Below are 19,333 nucleotides of genomic sequence, written 5' to 3'. Positions count from 1 at the left end.
GGGTTGAAGGGTAAATCGAAGAAAGAAGCGTTTAAGCTTCATAATTGCCCTATTTGCGATGGCCATAGTCTGCTTACTTTTTCGATTGTTCTAAAAAGAAATCGATACATGTTTGAACCGAAGGATTATTGTAATGATGCTTTTTAAAAATAAGCTTGATCTCACGAACAGGCGTTGGATCTACGAGTCGGATCATTTTTAATTGCTGACCAAAAAGGCTGCTTTCAATTAAATAAGCAGGTAAAATAGCTACCCCCATCTTATGCAGTACCATAAAAAGAAGAATTTCCGTGGAAGTTGACTTAAACTTTGATTGCAAAGATTTGGCGATCTTATGGCTTAATTTATGAAGTTGCTCGATTAAACTTATATCATTAACAAATAAGGCAGATTCTAAATCTTCTAGCTCGTGAAAAGAAATAACGGTTCGATCTGCCCATGGGTGATCCGCATAAACGACCAATGCTTGTTCTTCTTTATATAGGTGCATCATATGAATTTCTTTGTTTGGTTCATGTTTGTCGGTAATGCCAATATCGATACTACTATTCAATAATTGCTGTGATGTATCCTCTGCACTGGTAAAATTTAATGTGATATCAGGATACTGTTCATGGAATTCCAAAAAACGGGGTATTAAACAAAAAAAGGCCATAGGCGAGATGCCTATTAAAAGATTATTTGTTCGAGCATTGCGTAACTCGTAAGTTTCTTTCTTCGATTCTTCAATGAGCCTCATCATGAAAAGAGCTTTTTCGTAAAGTATTTCACCAGCAGCTGTAATCTTTACCCCTCTACCAACTCTCGCGAACAATGGAGTTCCAACTTCTCTCTCTAAAAATCGAATCTGTTGACTTAAATTAGATTGAGAGATCATTAAAACTTCTGCAGCCTTAGTAAAGCTTCCTTCTTTGCAAATTTGAACGTAACATTCTAGTTGCCTGAACACGAAAGATTTACCTCCTTTTCCCAATAGATCGTACTGTTTAATATGATCGTCCTGTACTTACATATGAATTCATCTCTTGAATGAATATGCGTGCAGCGGAATGATATACAGATTCTTTTGATCGAAATCCTTTACGGTATGTACCTAAACCAGCTCGCTGCGATCTTCGTTAAAGCGGGAGATGATCGTATTCAGCAGCTCTTCCGTCATGAAAAATTCCGATCGGAAAAAATCCAGGTTCCCGGTCCGATTATTCAAGATGACATAATTATCCGTATATTTGGTGACAGCGATCGCATGGCTCTGGCTAGAAGCTATCCCATTAATGCCGTTGACGAAACTGGAAACTTTGAGCTTCTCATAGTTGGTCAAATATTCGCCTAAATACTTCCGAGTGTACTCAGAAACGCCCAGCATCAAACCGATCTCTTGCGGAGACTGCAGACGGACGTCCGTATAATCGCTCAGCTGCCTCGTTTTAGCCGCCACATCTTCGTTAAACGCATTTCACCGCTTGGACATATGAATTCATCTCTTTAATGAATATACGTGCAGTAGACCTCATAGTAACGGATTTAAGATATACAAGAGATATATCCCAACAAGGAACATGGCCTTCTAATCTTACAATACGCAAAGAATCGTCCCTTAGACTTTCGAGCAAAGATGTTGGTATAAGAGCTGCTCCAAGTCCATGACGAACCCAATGAATCAATGCTGAAGTGGAGGACGTTTCTATTATCGACTTCAAGGTAAACCCACAAGAGAAACAATACATATCAATTAATGATTTGTTTTCTTTACGAAACATGACCGAATTCATTTGCTTCAAGGATCGAAAAGGAATCGAAGATTTATCGGCTAAAGGATGTTCTGAGTGAATCAATAGCGCCATATCTTGTCTATACAAATGAGTCGAAATGACCGAAGCATCAGAAATCGGATTTGCAGTGATTCCAATGTCTACCCTTTGCTCCAAAACTTTATTCTCTGCATCCTTTGCATCGATAATTTTTAATATAATATTCGGGTACTTCTCGCGAAATCTCATGAAATAAGGAGCAAGATATTCAAGTTCAGCAGGACAACATCCAATAGAAGTTGTTTCTCCAGATATATTGTTTCGGCCATATATTTCATTTCGCGCCTCTTCAAGAAGATTCATAATAGCGTTTCCCTTATTCAAGAGAATTTTTCCCGCTTCCGTTACTTCAACTCCCTTACTTACCCGATCAAACAATGGAATATTATACTCATCTTCCAAAACCCGAATTTGCTGACTTAGTGTAGGCTGAGTCACACCTAATTCTTCTTTAGCTTTGCTGAAACTTCCCGATTTGCATATTTGAATAAAATATTCAAGCTGGCGCAATTCCATAGTGTATCCCCCCGCTGCAAAGATATTTCAAACAAAAAATACTGCCTCATTGAGAGCAATGTGCACCCCTTAGAATTGACTTCACCTATATATTCGCCTGGCTGGCCGGTCCTATTCAAGAAATCTCAGCTTGGCCGGTTCGCTGTTTTTCGTGTGATTGCTGGACTTTGTAAACATTATAAGAAATAACACGTCATGTACCGCATCGGAATCGTTCAAATTTCCTCGATCACAGCCACATTTAATTGCAGATCTAGGGAGGATAGCCCGATGGCAACGATACTGCGATCGGTAAATCCTTCTTTGGAGATTCCTCCCGCCATTACGTACCCTATACATTGCGTATCCGGGAAGTGATGATGAAACGATGCACCGACACCTCTTCAAAATCGTAATGATCGGAATAGAAGAACAATATGAAATTCAGAGTTTGGTGCTTAAGCTGGAAGATCGTCTCCTCAGCCGCTTCGGCTGTTTCTGGTTGCCTGCTAATACTCTGAATAACCTTTAACAAGAGAGCAAATTCCAATCTGAGTTTGTCTTGATATCATCATTTTGATTCTATCGTAAACGATACCACGATCTGCTTGTCATTACTTTGTTGTAAAGTCCATTTTTGTTGTTCATTTCGTTGTCTCAGAGCATGTCCCTAGTTGGGCGGTGCATCGCTAACGGTCCATGGAATCTTTCTGGGGGACCCTAAAATGCGAGAAATACTATTTACACACGTACCATACCTTTGAGGAGCTCAAGCGGGACATTGAGGCCTATATCCGCTTTTACAACAACGAATGATTACAAGCGAAAAACGGCCTCAGCCCGATGGAAAACAGGACTAAGGCCGCTTAATTGATTTTATTTTTTGTACTGTCTACTTGAGAGGGTGCAGTTCATGCCCGGCTGCCGTCGTGAGTTTGGTATTAAGCTAATGTCTCCCGTTAAGCTTAAAGACAGTTCGTTATTCTACACTTAAAAAAAATAGTCCCGATGGCTGTAATAGCTCACCGGGACTAACTAAGTGTTCACGACTTAATATCAGATCTGATTTTACCTTTATTTAAAGAAATCTTTATTTTAATGATTTCATCGATTTCTTTTTGATCAAACCCATCTAACAACCTATAGTTAGAAATCATGCTTAACTCTCCTTCTGATAGAACAGAAGAAACATTAGATTTAATTAAATCATTCTCAATTATTATTAAATCATCTATATTACAATTAAATTGTTTCTTTATTGCTAATAAGGTATCAAAAGATGGATTGCAATTTCCTTGCTCAATCTCACTTAGATTCCCTTGAGAGATGCCTATTCTACTCGAAAACTCCACTTGATTCATATTATTTAATTTTCGTAATCTACGAATATTGGGGCCAATATTTATCATGATTTCACATCCAATTAAATAATAGTGGCCCGAACATCTTATTGATCGGGCCACTTGAATGAAAGTTGTTAGTTTAAACAAGAAGTTATTATTGCGGTTCCACACTTTTGTTACCAGTTCCATACTTTTGTTACTGGTTCCACACTTTTGTTACTGGTTCCACACTTTTATTTCACCAGACAAGCAGTTTCAAAATAATTTAAACCTACTCCACCGTCACACTCTTCGCCAAATTACGAGGCTTATCAACATCATTACCACGCGCCAACGAAGCGTAATACGAAAGCAGCTGTAGCGGTATTACCGCCAACGCTGGTGATAGAACATCCAGCGTCTTCGGAATAACGAAGGTGCTGTCTACAGACTTCTGCAGCTCCAGCTCACCTTCTACGGCAATCCCAAGTACATTAGCGCCGCGCGCTTTCACTTCTTTGATATTGCTCACGGTTTTCTCAAGCAGCTCATGCTGAGTAGCCAACGCAATCACCGGAACACCATCCTCGATTAGCGCTAGTGTACCGTGCTTTAATTCACCTGCTGCATAAGCTTCTGAGTGAATGTAAGAAATCTCTTTCAGCTTCAAAGATCCTTCCATGGCCACAGCATAATCCAAGCCTCTTCCGATGAAGAAGAGATTATCATGTTTAGCCATCTCCTCAGCGACTGCTTTAATGGCTTCCGCTTGCGCCAAAATTTCTTCCACTTGAGCCGGCAGCTCTTTCAAGGCTGTGATAGCTTCTTTAATTTCATCAGATGTTTGCGTTCCTAGCGTTTGAGCTAGGTGCAAGCCGAGCAAATAGAAAGCAATTAACTGTGATGTATAACCCTTCGTAGATGCTACTGCAATTTCTAGTCCCGCCCAAGTTGTGATCACATCATCTGCTTCACGTGCTACTGAGCTTCCTACCACATTCGTAATAGCCAGAACATGCGCACCACAACGTTTAGCTTCACGAAGCGCAGCAAGCGTATCCGCAGTCTCACCAGACTGGCTAACTACGATGACAAGCGTATCTTTCGTAATAATCGGTGAACGATAACGATATTCAGAGGCAACATCCGTTTCCACCGGAATGCGCGCCAATTTCTCAATAACATACTTACCAACCATACCCGCATGAAAGGCTGTACCACAAGCAACAATATGAACACGGTTAATGTTGCGAATCGCATCAGCTGTAATCGTAAGCTCGTTCAACGTCACGCTAAGACCATCAGGGGAAATACGGCTGCCCATTGTGTCGCGGTAAGCTTTAGGTTGGTCATAGATTTCTTTCAACATAAAGTGATCAAATCCGGCTTTTTCAGCAGTTACAATATCCCAATCGACATGAAACATTTCCCTGGAAATAAAATTCCCCTCTAAAGTCATTAATTCGACACCGTCACGCGTCAAGAGCGCCATTTCGCCATCATTTAAAATAAACACATTTCGCGTATATTCAAGAATAGCAGGGATATCCGAACCAATGAAATTCTCGCCTTCGCCAATACCGATGATCAAAGGACTAGCCTGGCGCACAGCTACAAGGCGATCCGGTTCATATTCTGTCAGTACGCCTAGAGCAAATGCACCTGTCATATGCTTTACCGCTTTTTGGACAGCTTTTAGGATATCTCCTTCGTACAAATCAGCGATTAAGTGAGAAATAACTTCTGTGTCCGTTTCAGATACAAATTGATGACCTTTCGCAGTCAACTCTTCTTTGAGACTAATATAATTTTCGATAATGCCGTTGTGCACAACCGAAAATTTCATCGAATTATCCGTATGAGGATGAGAGTTCACATCCGAAGGCTTACCATGTGTTGCCCAACGCGTATGTCCGATTCCAACGCTTCCGTTCAGTGGAGTCTCATCCAGCTTGGATTCAAGATTAGCGATGCGGCCTTTTGCCTTCTTAATTTGTAAACCATCAGCCGTATACACAGCTACACCTGCAGAGTCATAGCCTCTATATTCGAGCTTTTTGAGCCCTTCCAATAAAATTTCTTGAGAATTACGCTTTCCAATATAACCAACAATTCCGCACATAGTAGTACCTCCATAGTTTTATAAGCCTCTTCTAAAAGGGCTATTTTTCAAAGATCCTGGTTCAACAAACAATTAGCTAGACAAGAAAAACGGCAAATCAAATAAACATATATAGGACGATCATTACGTTCATATTATTAATTAAATAGATGTTGGATACTTGTCAGCCTGGTCGCCCAAACGTTTTTGCTCTCCAACTTAACGGCACTCCTCATGCCGGAAGGTCCCCGCCGAATGTTTCGAACACCTTCACCTCGTCAACTCACTGCGCGTAGTAGTAGCAATCTCACTACATTTCCGTCCCGCTTGCGAGTTCTGGCGCTATTTGTTGCTTAATTAACCTCTATCCTGCCTTTCCTTCTTGAGTCAAATACATCATATTCATTTTAGCGCGAACGCGCAACTTCTTTTTTCTTGGAAAATCCCCCAATTAGCAATAAGCACGAAAGGGGGATCCACTTGTCTCTGCCTTTTATACTAATTGCTCTTGGATAACCTTAGCAATATCATGAACATAAGCTTCAACTTGCTCTTTGTCAGGACCTTCAGCCATAACACGAATTAACGATTCCGTTCCCGAAGGTCGCACCAGCACGCGGCCGTTATCTCCGAGTTCTTCCTCCACTTTTCGAATGGCTTCCTCAATCACAGCGTTGTCCTTGAGCTTGCTTTTATCCGCAACGCGAATATTAACCAACAGCTGCGGGAACTTACGCATAATTCCTTTTAACTCACTAAGCTTGCGCCCCGATTGGACAATGGTGTTCACCAGCTGTAAGGCCGTCAGAATCCCATCTCCGGTCGAGATGTAATCGAGGAAGATAACATGCCCCGACTGCTCTCCGCCTAAGTTATAACCGCCTTTACGCATCTCTTCCATCACGTAGCGATCGCCTACTGCGGTTTGCAGAGCTTTAAGACCCGCTTTTTCAATCCCTTTGAAAAAGCCAATGTTCGCCATCACCGTCGTCACAATCGTGCCGTGGTTCAGCTTCCCTGTGCGATTCAGCGCATCGCCCAGAATGCTAAGGATGAAGTCGCCGTCGACTTCTTCACCAGTCTCATCGATCGCGATCAGACGATCCGCGTCGCCGTCAAAAGCAAGACCAATGGCTGCGCCATGTTTCACCACTTCTGCGCGAAGCTTCTCAGGATGCGTGGAGCCGCAATGATCGTTGATATTGCGACCGTTCGGCTCAGCGCCGATGGTGATAACTTCCGCTCCTAGCTCGCGGAAGACCGTAGGAGCCAGCTCGAAGGCTGAGCCGTTCGCGCAGTCCAAAACGACCTTGTACCCGGCGAAAGACTCGGATACCGTCTCCTTCAAGAAAGCCAGATAGGCGAACTTCGCATCTGGCTCATCGGAAACCGTACCAATCTCGCCACCAACTGGGCGAGGTAATTCATCCACAGCCGCGTCAAGCAGCTGCTCAATTTCAAGCTCCGTCTCGTCTAGCAGTTTGAAGCCGTCGCCCCCAAAAAACTTAATCCCGTTATCCTCAACCGGATTATGCGAAGCCGAAATCATAACGCCTGCATCTGCTCCAAGCTTTTTCGTTAAATAAGCTACCGCCGGTGTGCTGACGACGCCGATGCGAATAACCTCAACGCCAATCGATAGCAAACCTGCTACGAGTGAAGCTTCCAACATTGGACCCGAGATCCGTGTATCTCTCCCGATAACGACCTTCGGATGCTTAGCCTGTCTCGTTAATACGTATCCGCCACAGCGGCCTACTTTATAAGCTAATTCTGGTGTCAGTTCGCCATTAGCGACTCCTCGCACACCATCTGTACCAAAATATTTCCCCATGTTTATATTCTCCTCTTTTTCTATAACCCATTATGGATTTGTTACTTTAGGTGCTTTCTCGCTGATTTCTACAGTTGCCTTGACTTCTTGCGGCATACCGAGCTTCACATAGGTAGGCAGATTTAATGTCACCTTCAGCTCATGCTTGCCTGGCGGCAAATTACTAACATCCAGGATCGCCTGTACATCCTGCACTTTCATTTGATCAATAAGTGCAGGAGCGCCCTCTACCGTAATGTTTAGCTGAGCCGTCTCCGGCAGTGTAACTTTGGTATCATAGCTTTCATTTTGACCAATAATCGTGATCGGTACATTTTCCAAAGCCTTCGTAATGGAAGGAACAATTTCCACGCGAACTGTAACTTTGGCAGGATCCAGTTGAGTTACTTTATTCCTCAAGGGAATGTCCAGTGCAAACTCCTTTGTTTCCTTGAGATCCTGAACACTCAGCTGCGGACCCTGATAAAACTCTAGGCGATCTACAACATCTTGTGTACCGTAGACGGTTACCTTGTCCGGATTTTGGGTAACCATCGCTATCGCGAATCCTTTCGGCGGCTCTCCACTAATCTTCATCTGCAGTGGTATGGTTTGGAACGGGCTCGTGATTGGCACTTCTACATCGACCACAGAAGGATTGATATTTAGTATGACTTCTTTGCCATCTTTATCAAAAGCTTGCAGTCTCACTTGCTTCGTAATTGCTGCCTGGGCCTTATCTACCGAAACCTCGCCGCGAACATTCTCGATCTGCTCTAGCTTGCTAGTCTGCGCTGTAATATACACCTTGGCTGGCTTTATAATCGGTTGTCCAGCTTTTAGACCAGCTGCCGGTGTTCCTTTGACATTAATGACGACTGGCACTTCTTTCATCTGCAGCTCTTCGATAATCACATGCACGGTTCTAGGAACAATTTGAACTTCCACGTCTGAAGGAAAACCAACTGGTTTAAGCGTAACTTGATGATCTCCCTTGCCCACTTGCGTCAAATCGAGTTCAATTTGATAGGAATTGCTGGTCGTCACTTTCTTAACCGATGATTCCTTCCCTTTCACAATAACCTGTACGTTGGCAGGAGTCATGGACGAAATGTGGTAATGAGTTTCATCATATTTTGTCGTAATAGCTACATTATTTATGGTTTCCTCCCGCTCGCGAAGAGGAGAATTTCCGGATAGATTGGTTTCTTCCATGTGAACAACAACCCATAGCAAAATACCGATAACAAGCGCAACAATCCGCACCACATTCGTATTGCGTAACCATTTATCCATTCGAACGCCCCCTCCATTTCAAGAAAGGGTTCTTCTCATTTGTTTTCGCCTTCGGCTTCAGTTCTTCGAACAATTTGGCAATCAAAGATTCCTCTTTAATGTCCCGTACGATATGACCATTTATTGTGAGCGAGATTTGCCCGGTCTCTTCCGAAACAATGATACACATCCCATCTGAAACCTCACTCATCCCAATGGCCGCACGATGCCGTGTACCAAGCTCTTTACTGATAAAGGGATTCTCAGACAAGGGTAAATAACAACCAGCAGCCATTAATTGGCCTTGTCGAATGATTACAGCGCCATCGTGAAGCGGCGTATTCGGTATGAAAATATTAATCAACAGCTCCGCGCTGATCTTACTCTCTATCGCAATACCGGACTCGACATAATCAGTTAGACCAGTCTCTTTCTCGAAAACAATCAAGGCCCCTATCTTTCTTTTGGCCAAATAATTCGCAGCACGTATCACTTCACTAATCCGCTTATTAACATCTTGATCTTCTTCCGTAGAAGATCGGCTGAATAGTTTCCCCCGGCCCAACTGCTCCAATGCCCGCCTTAGCTCCGGTTGAAAAATAATAATGACCCCAAGAACCCCGAACGTAAAGGTCTGGTTCATCATCCATTGCAGCGTACTGAGCTGAAACCAAATACTAAATACCCATGTAATGACGACAACAAGGATACCCTTCATAAGTTGAATAGCCCTTGTCCCTCGCACCAACAGGATTAGTTTATAAATCACATAGCTAACGATCAGAATATCAACGATATCCTTAGCCGAGATGCTCGTGAGTAAGTCCATTTATTATTCTCCCCCAGCGACTGAACACAATGATCTCTCTATAATAGAATCATAACATAAACCCAGATATACTTCTATTTTTCTCTCTTCACAAGACGTTATCAAATCGAGTTTGGTTCATTTTATTCGTATAGGAAGACAAAAAAAGTCCTCCTCTGGCAGAAAGCCATTTGGAAGACGTTTCAAGCTAATGCGAGAGCATTCCCACGAACTCGCCTAATTTATACCAAACCCAGCCCAATGCTTCATCGACTTGCGTGACGTGCCCAGAGATATGCGCGGTTGACGCTAGATTGAGAGAACCATCAATAACGATTAAGTTTCCTGTTACTTCGCCTTCAACTTTCAGTTTCCCCCGCTGAACAACAAGATCACCTTTTACCGTATGCCCTTGCGGTACAGTAACTGTATTACCCTCAATCACAACGTCCTGAAGGTTACTTCCCTTCACCATCAAATTCGTATCATCATTCCACATGGACATGAAGCTTCCGAACATGACAGTAGCGAAAACAACAGCTACCGATACAGCAGGATGCTTGCGAATGAAGTCCATCCAGGAATTGCGCTTCTTCACTGGAGGCAGTCCGCTCATGATTTGTGCAGTTAACGTTTCAGATACTCTAACGGGAGGCAGCATTCTAACCATCGCATCCGTTTTCTCCAATTGTCTGAAGAGCGCATGACATGCTTGGCAGGATATCAAATGCTCCTTCAATCGCTGAGAATCGGATCCTTGCAAATCACCGTCGAGATATTCATGTATGAGCGGGAGGGCTTCTTTACAATTCATGATTCAGCCACCCCTTTCTTAGACTTTTGCATGTTGTGGTATACCATACGTTTGAATTCCAAATATGTTTCACATATGAACAGGATTTGTGTAGCCAACTTGATCCTCCTGCTCTAACCTTTTACGCAAGTACTCCCGCCCACGGTGTACACGTGTTTTGATCGTTGTAACTGGCATATCAAGTACGTCGCTTATCTCCTGCAAAGACATATCGTGCAGATATCTCAGAATCACAACGGATTTATATTTTTCAGGTAACGTTTCAATAGCCTGGCGTATCTGTTCCTGTGTTTCGGAGACAATCACTTGCTTCTCAGGTGTATCCTCATGACTTGGGAGCATGGCATAATAATCATTGCCCTCTCCATCTGGCATCTCCGCATCAAGCGAGTAAGTGTTCTTTCTTCGACGCAGCTTATCGATACACAGATTCGTCCCTATACGGAAAATCCAAGTCGAAAACTTCTGATTCTCATCGTATCGGTGCAGATTGGTATATACCCGCAAGAACGTCTCCTGCACAGCATCCTCGGCTTCTTGCTTATTATTCAGCATACGGTAAGCCAAATGAAAGATCTTGTCCTTATAGAGCTCCACAAGCTCTGCAAAAGCATTCCGATCCCCATTCCTGGCCAGCTTAGCCAGACGTGCTTCTACAAAGTTCAATTCTATTTCCTCCGGCTTCTCGACAATTCGAATCTTAATATAGGGACCTTTAATCGTAGGATTAAAGTCTCTCTGCTATACATACGTAGAAATTATGATTTGTTTTCAGAAATAATTATGCCTCCTATGATCAGTCCCATCCCTAACCATTGTAACCCATTTACCGGCTCTCCTATAAGTAGATGAGCAGCAATAACGGCCACTGGCAGTTCAACCGATCCAAGCATAGCGGAAAGAGTACTACCGATTCGCGGAATTCCTATATTAAATGATACCGTAGGTACAACCTGCCCCAAGAAGCCCAACAAAAGTCCCCATAACAGCAGCGTACTTCCATTCTCATGTACAAAGACCGTCGGAGGATACAGGATATACATCACAGGCATCGCCGCGGTAAGCATAATAGCCGAATTCATAAGAGGAGGCAGGGCACTAATCACTTGTCCAGTAAAAAAGAGGAATATGCTGTACGTCAAAGCCGACAACAATCCATACAAAATTCCCAGGAAACTAAATTGTTCCCAGTTCGTCTCAAACACATTTACGGCGAGTAATGTACCCACCAAAATTAAGACAATCGCTATGCTTTCTGCCTTTTTTGGAAGCCTTCGTTTCACAATACAATCCATGGCAATTGTCATCCAAGTGAACTGAAACAGAAGAATAATTGATAAAGAAGCATTCAACTCTTTTAAAGCAATATTGAAAAAGACCGTCGTTAAAGCCAATCCAAAAATACCTATCAAACCAAGCTTAATCCAAGGACCCTTAAAGGGATTGACCCACGATTTTTTGTGAAAAAGAATCAACATCCATACAAACAAAGTACCCATAGTCATTTGTGCCGGTGTAATTTGCCCTTCTGTAAATCCTTGATCATATGCCATCTTGATAAAAGAGGAAAGCAAGCCATAGCTTGACGCCCCAATAATGACAAGGACCATTGCTAACCATCGCCCCATGTTGATGTACAACCCCCGTCTATGGGCAATATGTATAAGGACAGGAAAAGTCGAGCTGCCTACGTTATACGTGGCCCCCGACTTTATCATCCTGTATCTTACTTTTACGCTCTAAGTTTTATCAGCCCGTATTTCTAAGCCCAGCGGCTATTCCGTTAATCGTAAGCAGCACTTCACGAAGCAGGATAGCATCATCCTCGTTATTCTCACGTAATGCACGAAGTTCAGTAAGCAGTTCTACCTGCATATAGCTCAACGGATCTACATAGGGATTACGCAGACGAATGGACTCCTGAATAACAGGAACATTATCCAAAATCTCTTGCTGACCCGTAATTTGTAAAATAATAGACGAAGTCAGTTCATATTCTTCCCTAATGAGATTGAAGATACGCTCTGCTATTGCAGATTCTTTGACCAGGTTGCCGTATTCCTTCGCAATTTGAAGGTCTGCTTTGGCAAGAGCCATTTGCAAATTATCAATCATCGTCTGGAAGAACGACCAATTCTCATACATTTCTTTCAAAGTTTCTAAGTTCGCCGCTTTTCCTTGATAAAAGCTTTGGAGACCCGAACCTGCCGCGTACCAAGCCGGAAGCAAATACCTAGTTTGGGTCCAAGAGAATACCCAAGGAATCGCACGCAAATCTTCGAATTTATCGCTGTTTTTACGTTTGGATGGTCGTGAACCGATATTCAGCTCGCCAATCTCTGGAAGCGGTGTGGATTCTTTGAAGAACGTCAAGAAGTCTTCGTCTCGGAAAATGAGATCCTGATACTTCGTCTGAGCTTGTTCCGAAATACCACGCATAATGTTCTCCCACTTGTCTTCCAGTGGATTTCTTTGCGGAGAACGGGATAATTTGGATGCCGTAATTAAGGCAAAAGTTGCTTGCTCCAAGCTGCGGTAAGCAATACCTTGCAAGGAATAACGGGAGGATAATACTTCGCCTTGCTCCGTAATCTTAATGCCGCCACCAAGCGTTTCAACCGGCTGAGCCAGAATGCTGCGGTTAAGCGGCATACCGCCACGACCAAGTGCTCCGCCACGGCCATGGAAAAACTTCAGTTTCACGCCATATTGTTTAGCAGCTTCCGTAATATCCTGGAGCGCCATACGAAGCTCCCAGTTCGCTGTAATCACTCCGCCGTCCTTATTACTGTCTGAGTAACCCAGCATAATCTCATGAAGCTGTGTCACAGGGTCAAGGCTAGCTTTGTAAGCAGGGATCGCTAACAACGTGCTCATAATGCCAGGAGCCGCATGCAGGTCATCAATCGTCTCAAAAAGAGGTACTGACTGAAGCGTACTTGTCACGCTGCCATCGCTCTCTTTGCGATATAATCCAGCCTCTTTCGCAAAGACTACAACCTCCAAGAGGTCACTTGCTCCTTGCGTCATACTGATGAGATAACTATTAATACAGTTGCGACCGAATTCCTTCTGTGCTTTGCCCACAGTACGATAAACATCTATACACTCTTGTGTGCTTTCAGAGTAATCTAAATACGTAGATGTAATTGGTCTTGGATCATTCAGTACATCCGTTAAGAGACTGATTTTCTCCTCTTCCGATAGCTTACTGTAATCACTCGTGATGCCCATTTTCGCCAAAACCTCAGTCATCGCGTTCTCATGTTCTTTACTGTGCTGTCTGATATCCAGTGCAGCCAAGTGGAAGCCGAACAGCTCAACCTGACGAATAAGCTTTTTAATATATTTATCAGCTACATAGTCAGCAAAATGCATCCTCAAGCTAACCTCGATGATTTTCAAATCACTAATAAACTCTTCGGGATTGTTGTATTTCTGGCTTGTAGGAACATTCGGATTGCCAGTGTTATGAACCTTCTCAATCATATAAGTCGTCTTAATGCGATATGGTTCCTTCTCATTACGCCAAACGTCCTGTATATTTCCCATAGCCTCACGGTCACATTGAATAGATTCAATTAGATCGTCACTAACGTTCACAATGCTTTTACTAAAGCTCATATGCTCAAGTGTTTCTTTGAGAACTTCTTCATACTTCTGCAAAGCCAGTTGACGATGCAAACCTAGTGTTTCCCAAGTTACATTCGCTCTGACCGATGGGTTACCGTCACGGTCTCCACCAATCCATGAGCCGAATTTTAAGAATGACGGCACGTGCCATGAGTCTTGTGGGTAATATTTATTTAAACAACGCTCAAGCTCATGATAGATCTCTGGAAGTACATCAAATAAAGTTTCGTCAAAATAATACATACCATTACGAACTTCATCAATAACCGTTGGTTTCCGATCACGAAGCTCGTCCGTCTGCCAAAGATTAAGAACCTCTCCAAGAAGCTTCTCACGCAATTGCTCACGCTCGCGATAAGTCAGCATAGGGTTATCGAGTTTCATCATATCTTCGGAAATGCGCAGATTAATATCAAGCACAGCTCTACGCATAGCTTCTGTCGGATGTGCTGTCATTACTAGTTCCAAAGAGATAGCTTTCAGAATTTCTTGAACCTCTGCATAAGGAATATGATTGTTCTTTAACTCTTGCACAATACTCTCTATGGAACCTGGCTGCACGGATTCACCGGAGGAACGCTCGTAATCTCTTTTACGACGGATCCGGTGGTTCTGCTCAGCAATATTAACAAGTTGGAAGTAAATAGCGAATGCGCGAATCACTTGATGACGAATTTCCGGATCCAAGGAAGAGATCGTTTTCTTGAATTCATCATATATCTCAATTACATAGTGTGCTCTTAAAGACTTACTCATCTCACGAATTCTCTCGACAACATCAAGCAGATCATTCCCGCCTTGATGAACCAGAACTTCACCTAGTATGTGGCCCAAGAAGCGTACGTCCCTGCGCAGCAGGTTATTCGTTGCTTGCTTCTGAAGGACAATATCATTCTCTAACATAACTCTCCACCTCATCTATTCACTATGTTGCATTAATGCTTCTCTCTACAAAAGCCAGATGCTATAAAAACTCATTTCAGAATATTTTACCACAATCCGCCCTCGGCACATAGTATTAAAATAAAAAAAAGCCACGCTAGAGCGTGGTAATTTATGTATTACGTCATTTGCAACCTATACAAATTCACAGAACGAGCCCCTGTTAGTTCTCCTCATTCCAATTCGATGAGTTCTTTATATTCCACTTCAAATGAAAAAAGACCACCCGAAGGTGATCTTTTTTTCTGAAAGCGGGCGGCGGGAATCGAACCCGCGCGATCAGCTTGGAAGGCTGAAGTTCTACCATTAAACTACGCCCGCGTGTCTATCGGGACGACACGATTTGAACATGCGACCCCCTGCTCCCAAAGCAGGTGCTCTACCAAGCTGAGCTACGTCCCGATAAGGTAATAACATATGAAAGATGGCGCGCCCTGAGAGATTCGAACTCCCGACCTTTTGATTCGTAGTCAAATACTCTATCCAGCTGAGCTAAGGGCGCTTAATTAAATGGAGCGGAAGACGGGGATCGAACCCGCGACCCTCGCCTTGGCAAGGCGATGCTCTACCGCTGAGCCACTTCCGCATGGGTACCTCAGGAGTATAAATACTGCTGAGGATTTGATGCGCGTAGAGGGACTTGAACCCCCACGGTCACCCGCTAGATCCTAAGTCTAGTGCGTCTGCCAATTCCGCCATACGCGCATGCTGTAAATAAGGCAAGTGAGTCATGTAGGATTCGAACCTACGACACCCTGATTAAAAGTCAGGTGCTCTACCAACTGAGCTAATGACTCAAGTGAAGAACTGGGGATCAAGGATTTGAACCTTGGCATGACGGAGTCAAAGTCCGTTGCCTTACCGCTTGGCTAATCCCCATCAGAACATGCCGTCGAGAGGACTTGAACCCCCAACCTACTGATTACAAGTCAGTTGCTCTACCAGTTGAGCTACAACGGCGTATGAAGTTAATGGTGGAGGCTGACGGGATCGAACCGCCGACCCTCTGCTTGTAAGGCAGATGCTCTCCCAGCTGAGCTAAGCCTCCATGGGATATGAAGATTATTGGTGACCCGTAGGGGACTCGAACCCCTGTTACCTCCGTGAAAGGGAGGTGTCTTAACCACTTGACCAACGGGCCTTAATCATAAAATTAACTGGAGCTTCCAACCGGAATCGAACCGGTGACCTCATCCTTACCATGGATGCACTCTACCGACTGAGCTATGGAAGCATTGGCTCCCCGAACAGGACTCGAACCTGTGACAACTCGATTAACAGTCGAGTGCTCTACCAACTGAGCTATCAGGGAAAACTGCTTGGCAACGTTCTACTCTCCCAGAACCCTGCGGTTCAAGTACCATCGACGCTGGAGGGCTTAACGGTCGTGTTCGAGATGGGAACGCGTGGGTCCCCTCCGCCATCATCACCAAACAGTCAAAGCGTGTTTGCGCCTTGAAAACTAGATACGAAACTTGCGTAAAGTAAGATTACTTAGGAATTTTGGTTAAGCCCTCGACCGATTAGTATTCGTCAGCTGCATGCATTGCTGCACTTCCACCTCGAACCTATCAACCTCGTCGTCTACAAGGGGTCTTACATACTGGGAAATCTCATCTTGAGGGGGGCTTCGCGCTTAGATGCTTTCAGCGCTTATCCCCTCCGTACATAGCTACCCAGCGATGCCTCTGGCGAGACAACTGGTACACCAGCGGTACGTCCATCCCGGTCCTCTCGTACTAAGGACAGCTCCTCTCAAATTTCCTACGCCCGCGACAGATAGGGACCGAACTGTCTCACGACGTTCTGAACCCAGCTCGCGTACCGCTTTAATGGGCGAACAGCCCAACCCTTGGGACCTACTTCAGCCCCAGGATGCGATGAGCCGACATCGAGGTGCCAAACCTCCCCGTCGATGTGGACTCTTGGGGGAGATAAGCCTGTTATCCCCAGGGTAGCTTTTATCCGTTGAGCGATGGCCCTTCCATTCGGTACCACCGGATCACTAAGTCCGACTTTCGTCCCTGCTCGACTTGTAGGTCTCGCAGTCAAGCTCCCTTATGCCTTTGCACTCTGCGAATGATTTCCAACCATTCTGAGGGAACCTTTAAACGCCTCCGTTACATTTTAGGAGGCGACCGCCCCAGTCAAACTGCCCACCTGACACTGTCCCCATACCGGATCACGGTACCAGGTTAGAACTCCGATACGATCAGGGTGGTATCCCAACGATGCCTCCACCCAAGCTGGCGCTCAGGCTTCAAAGGCTCCCACCTATCCTGTACAGATCGTACCAAAGTCCAATATCAAGCTGCAGTAAAGCTCCATGGGGTCTTTCCGTCTTGTCGCGGGTAACCTGCATCTTCACAGGTATTAAAATTTCACCGGATCTCTCGTTGAGACAGCGCCCAAGTCGTTACGCCATTCGTGCGGGTCAGAATTTACCTGACAAGGAATTTCGCTACCTTAGGACCGTTATAGTTACGGCCGCCGTTTACTGGGGCTTCAATTCATAGCTTCGGGCTTGCGCCCTAACCACTCCTCTTAACCTTCCAGCACCGGGCAGGCGTCAGCCCGTATACTTCGCCTTGCGGCTTCGCACAGACCTGTGTTTTTGCTAAACAGTCGCTTGGGCCTTTTCACTGCGGCCCCCTCGGGCTATTCACCCTACCGAGGCACCCCTTCTCCCGAAGTTACGGGGTCATTTTGCCGAGTTCCTTAACGAGAGTTCTTCCGCGCGCCTTAGAATTCTCTTCTCACCCACCTGTGTCGGTTTGCGGTACGGGCACCTTCGCCTGGCTAGAAGCTTTTCTTGGCAGTGTGAACTCATGACCTTCGGTACTTAAATTTCCCTCCCCATCACAGCCCAGCCTTAACGATGTGCGGATTTGCCTACACATCAGCCTCACTGCTTGGACGAGCATCCATCAGCTCGCGTCACTATCCTTCTGCGTCACTCCATTGCTCATAACGGCTACGGTGGTACAGGAATTTCCACCTGTTGTCCATCGACTACGCCTTTCGGCCTCGCCTTAGGTCCCGACTTACCCTGAGCGGACGAGCCTTCCTCAGGAACCCTTAGGTTTTCGGCGGATCAGATTCTCACTGATCTTTTCGTTACTTATACCGGCATTCTCACTTGTATGCGCTCCACCTGTCCTTACGGTCAGAATTCTACGTACATACAACGCTCCCCTACCCATGCACTAAAGTGCAAGCCATAGCTTCGGTGGCGTGTTTAGCCCCGTTACATTTTCGGCGCAGAGTCACTCGACCAGTGAGCTATTACGCACTCTTTCAATGGTGGCTGCTTCTAAGCCAACATCCTGGTTGTCTGTGCAACTCCACATCCTTTCCCACTTAACACACACTTGGGGACCTTAGCTGATGGTCTGGGCTGTTTCCCTTTTGACAATGGATCTTAGCACTCACTGTCTGACTCCCGGATTTAAGTTTGTGGCATTCAGAGTTTGACTGGACTTGGTAACCCTTGGCGGGCCCCGCACCCAATCAGTGCTTTACCTCCACAACTCAACATCCGAGGCTAGCCCTAAAGCTATTTCGGGGAGAACCAGCTATCTCCGAGTTCGATTGGAATTTCTCCGCTACCCCCACCTCATCCCCGCATTTTTCAACATGCGTGGGTTCGGGCCTCCAGTGAGTGTTACCTCACCTTCACCCTGGACAGGGGTAGATCACACGGTTTCGGGTCTACGTCCACGTACTAAAGCGCCCTATTCAGACTCGCTTTCGCTGCGGCTCCGTCTTTTCAACTTAACCTCGCACGGGAACGTAACTCGCCGGTTCATTCTACAAAAGGCACGCCATCACCCATATAGAGGGCTCTGACTTCTTGTAAGCACACGGTTTCAGGTTCTTTTTCACTCCGCTTCCGCGGTGCTTTTCACCTTTCCCTCACGGTACTGCTTCACTATCGGTCACTAGGGAGTATTTAGCCTTGGCAGATGGTCCTGCCGGATTCCGACGGGGTTTCACGTGACCCGCCGTACTCAGGATACCTCTAGGGGTTTCGTTCGATTTTGGCTACGGGGCTTTTACCCTCTATGCCGGACCTTTCCAGATCACTTCGCCTACCGAACTAACCCCACAACGAGGTCCTACAACCCCAAGGAGCAAGCTCCTTGGTTTGGGCTATTCCGCTTTCGCTCGCCGCTACTGACGGAATCACTTTTGTTTTCTTTTCCTCCAGGTACTTAGATGTTTCAGTTCCCTGGGTATGCCTCTACTATTGCTATGTATTCACAATAGAGTAACTGCGCATTACCACAGTTGGGTTCCCCCATTCGGACATCCCCGGA

15 protein-coding genes, 12 tRNA genes and 2 rRNA genes (1 of these 29 running past the window's edge) are annotated in these 19,333 nt (G+C 45.0%); 1 reads left to right on the top strand and 28 read right to left on the bottom strand.

Annotated features, from left to right (window positions below; all coding sequences use genetic code 11):
* Positions 1-73: 73 nt before the first annotated feature.
* From QFZ80_RS36070 to QFZ80_RS36055, 5 genes are all read right to left on the bottom strand, one after another.
* On the bottom strand, positions 74-949 hold the full coding sequence (locus tag QFZ80_RS36070) for a LysR family transcriptional regulator (RefSeq protein ID WP_307550459.1): 876 nt from the start codon (positions 947-949) through the stop codon (positions 74-76).
* A 144-nt stretch (positions 950-1,093) separates the two neighbouring features.
* A complete protein-coding gene (locus tag QFZ80_RS36065) occupies positions 1,094-1,438 on the bottom strand; it encodes a hypothetical protein (RefSeq protein WP_307550461.1) in 345 nt (114 codons plus the stop codon).
* A 7-nt stretch (positions 1,439-1,445) separates the two neighbouring features.
* Complete coding sequence (locus QFZ80_RS36060; RefSeq protein WP_307550463.1) at positions 1,446-2,327, bottom strand: LysR family transcriptional regulator; 882 nt, start codon at positions 2,325-2,327, stop codon at positions 1,446-1,448.
* A 215-nt stretch (positions 2,328-2,542) separates the two neighbouring features.
* Positions 2,543-2,650 carry a hypothetical protein gene (locus QFZ80_RS39245; protein WP_373460320.1) on the bottom strand — a complete coding sequence of 36 codons (108 nt, stop codon included), beginning with the start codon at positions 2,648-2,650 and terminating at the stop codon, positions 2,543-2,545.
* 8 nt (positions 2,651-2,658) lie between these two features.
* Positions 2,659-2,841 (bottom strand): hypothetical protein, encoded by a 183-nt coding sequence (locus QFZ80_RS36055; RefSeq protein WP_307550465.1) that lies wholly within the window; start codon positions 2,839-2,841, stop codon positions 2,659-2,661.
* Between the two features lie 164 nt (positions 2,842-3,005).
* Here QFZ80_RS36055 and QFZ80_RS39240 point away from each other — a divergent pair, with 164 nt between their 5' ends.
* Positions 3,006-3,122: an IS3 family transposase gene (locus tag QFZ80_RS39240; protein ID WP_307437938.1), complete on the top strand. Its 117-nt coding sequence runs from the start codon at positions 3,006-3,008 to the stop codon at positions 3,120-3,122.
* 227 nt (positions 3,123-3,349) lie between these two features.
* On the opposite strand, the gene QFZ80_RS36050 is transcribed toward QFZ80_RS39240, so the two are convergent.
* The 23 genes from QFZ80_RS36050 to QFZ80_RS35940 form a co-directional block, all read right to left on the bottom strand.
* Complete coding sequence (locus QFZ80_RS36050) at positions 3,350-3,715, bottom strand: helix-turn-helix domain-containing protein (protein ID WP_307550466.1); 366 nt, start codon at positions 3,713-3,715, stop codon at positions 3,350-3,352.
* 205 nt (positions 3,716-3,920) lie between these two features.
* Positions 3,921-5,750, bottom strand: a complete 1,830-nt coding sequence (gene glmS / locus QFZ80_RS36045; RefSeq protein WP_307550468.1) for a glutamine--fructose-6-phosphate transaminase (isomerizing) — start codon at positions 5,748-5,750, stop codon at positions 3,921-3,923.
* A gap of 472 nt (positions 5,751-6,222) precedes the next feature.
* Positions 6,223-7,563, bottom strand: coding sequence for a phosphoglucosamine mutase (glmM, locus tag QFZ80_RS36040; protein WP_173193434.1), 1,341 nt, complete (start codon positions 7,561-7,563; stop codon positions 6,223-6,225).
* 30 nt (positions 7,564-7,593) lie between these two features.
* On the bottom strand, positions 7,594-8,838 hold the full coding sequence (locus QFZ80_RS36035) for a CdaR family protein (RefSeq protein WP_307550470.1): 1,245 nt from the start codon (positions 8,836-8,838) through the stop codon (positions 7,594-7,596).
* Positions 8,831-9,646 carry a diadenylate cyclase CdaA gene (gene cdaA / locus QFZ80_RS36030; protein ID WP_307550472.1) on the bottom strand — a complete coding sequence of 272 codons (816 nt, stop codon included), beginning with the start codon at positions 9,644-9,646 and terminating at the stop codon, positions 8,831-8,833. Before cdaA ends, QFZ80_RS36035 begins: the two co-directional genes overlap by 8 nt.
* Positions 9,647-9,833: 187 nt before the next feature.
* Positions 9,834-10,439, bottom strand: coding sequence for a zf-HC2 domain-containing protein (locus QFZ80_RS36025; protein WP_307550474.1), 606 nt, complete (start codon positions 10,437-10,439; stop codon positions 9,834-9,836).
* Positions 10,440-10,508: 69 nt separating this feature from the next.
* Entirely contained in the window at positions 10,509-11,105 is a 597-nt protein-coding gene (gene sigW, locus QFZ80_RS36020) for an RNA polymerase sigma factor SigW (protein ID WP_307550476.1), read from the bottom strand.
* Between the two features lie 92 nt (positions 11,106-11,197).
* Positions 11,198-12,067: a DMT family transporter gene (locus QFZ80_RS36015; protein WP_307563413.1), complete on the bottom strand. Its 870-nt coding sequence runs from the start codon at positions 12,065-12,067 to the stop codon at positions 11,198-11,200.
* Positions 12,068-12,188: 121 nt separating this feature from the next.
* Positions 12,189-14,975: a phosphoenolpyruvate carboxylase gene (gene ppc, locus QFZ80_RS36010; protein ID WP_307563411.1), complete on the bottom strand. Its 2,787-nt coding sequence runs from the start codon at positions 14,973-14,975 to the stop codon at positions 12,189-12,191.
* 289 nt (positions 14,976-15,264) lie between these two features.
* Positions 15,265-15,335: transfer RNA gene (locus tag QFZ80_RS36005), tRNA-Gly, on the bottom strand.
* Positions 15,336-15,342: 7 nt separating this feature from the next.
* Positions 15,343-15,416: transfer RNA gene (locus QFZ80_RS36000), tRNA-Pro, on the bottom strand.
* Positions 15,417-15,439: 23 nt separating this feature from the next.
* A tRNA-Arg gene (locus QFZ80_RS35995) sits at positions 15,440-15,516 on the bottom strand.
* A 9-nt stretch (positions 15,517-15,525) separates the two neighbouring features.
* Positions 15,526-15,600, bottom strand: a tRNA-Gly gene (locus tag QFZ80_RS35990).
* A 39-nt stretch (positions 15,601-15,639) separates the two neighbouring features.
* Positions 15,640-15,719: transfer RNA gene (locus tag QFZ80_RS35985), tRNA-Leu, on the bottom strand.
* Between the two features lie 19 nt (positions 15,720-15,738).
* Positions 15,739-15,811, bottom strand: a tRNA-Lys gene (locus QFZ80_RS35980).
* A gap of 10 nt (positions 15,812-15,821) precedes the next feature.
* Positions 15,822-15,893: transfer RNA gene (locus tag QFZ80_RS35975), tRNA-Gln, on the bottom strand.
* Between the two features lie 8 nt (positions 15,894-15,901).
* A tRNA-Thr gene (locus QFZ80_RS35970) sits at positions 15,902-15,974 on the bottom strand.
* A 12-nt stretch (positions 15,975-15,986) separates the two neighbouring features.
* Positions 15,987-16,062, bottom strand: a tRNA-Val gene (locus tag QFZ80_RS35965).
* An 18-nt stretch (positions 16,063-16,080) separates the two neighbouring features.
* Positions 16,081-16,155 (bottom strand) — tRNA-Glu (locus QFZ80_RS35960).
* Between the two features lie 17 nt (positions 16,156-16,172).
* A tRNA-Thr gene (locus QFZ80_RS35955) sits at positions 16,173-16,248 on the bottom strand.
* A 2-nt stretch (positions 16,249-16,250) separates the two neighbouring features.
* A tRNA-Asn gene (locus tag QFZ80_RS35950) sits at positions 16,251-16,326 on the bottom strand.
* A gap of 5 nt (positions 16,327-16,331) precedes the next feature.
* Positions 16,332-16,448, bottom strand: a 5S ribosomal RNA gene (gene rrf, locus QFZ80_RS35945).
* A gap of 69 nt (positions 16,449-16,517) precedes the next feature.
* A 23S ribosomal RNA gene (locus QFZ80_RS35940) occupies positions 16,518-19,333 on the bottom strand; it runs 102 nt beyond the window's last position.

The organism is Paenibacillus sp. V4I7 (assembly GCF_030817275.1).
Lineage (GTDB): Bacteria > Bacillota > Bacilli > Paenibacillales > NBRC-103111 > Paenibacillus_E.
This window is presented reverse-complemented; position numbering and strand designations above follow the sequence as displayed.

Excerpts from the sequence above, each read along its gene's own strand:
- QFZ80_RS36060 (WP_307550463.1), bottom strand. The coding sequence starts at position 2,327 with ATGGAATTGCGCCAGCTTGAATATTTTATTCAAATATGCAAATCGGGA.
- QFZ80_RS39245 (WP_373460320.1), bottom strand. The coding sequence starts at position 2,650 with ATGGCGGGAGGAATCTCCAAAGAAGGATTTACCGATCGCAGTATCGTT.
- QFZ80_RS39240 (WP_307437938.1), top strand. The coding sequence starts at position 3,006 with ATGGAATCTTTCTGGGGGACCCTAAAATGCGAGAAATACTATTTACAC.
- QFZ80_RS36050 (WP_307550466.1), bottom strand. The coding sequence starts at position 3,715 with ATGATAAATATTGGCCCCAATATTCGTAGATTACGAAAATTAAATAAT.
- glmS (WP_307550468.1), bottom strand. The coding sequence starts at position 5,750 with ATGTGCGGAATTGTTGGTTATATTGGAAAGCGTAATTCTCAAGAAATT.
- glmM (WP_173193434.1), bottom strand. The coding sequence starts at position 7,563 with ATGGGGAAATATTTTGGTACAGATGGTGTGCGAGGAGTCGCTAATGGC.
- QFZ80_RS36035 (WP_307550470.1), bottom strand. The coding sequence starts at position 8,838 with ATGGATAAATGGTTACGCAATACGAATGTGGTGCGGATTGTTGCGCTT.
- cdaA (WP_307550472.1), bottom strand. The coding sequence starts at position 9,646 with ATGGACTTACTCACGAGCATCTCGGCTAAGGATATCGTTGATATTCTG.
- QFZ80_RS36025 (WP_307550474.1), bottom strand. The coding sequence starts at position 10,439 with ATGAATTGTAAAGAAGCCCTCCCGCTCATACATGAATATCTCGACGGT.
- QFZ80_RS36015 (WP_307563413.1), bottom strand. The coding sequence starts at position 12,067 with ATGGGGCGATGGTTAGCAATGGTCCTTGTCATTATTGGGGCGTCAAGC.
- ppc (WP_307563411.1), bottom strand. The coding sequence starts at position 14,975 with ATGTTAGAGAATGATATTGTCCTTCAGAAGCAAGCAACGAATAACCTG.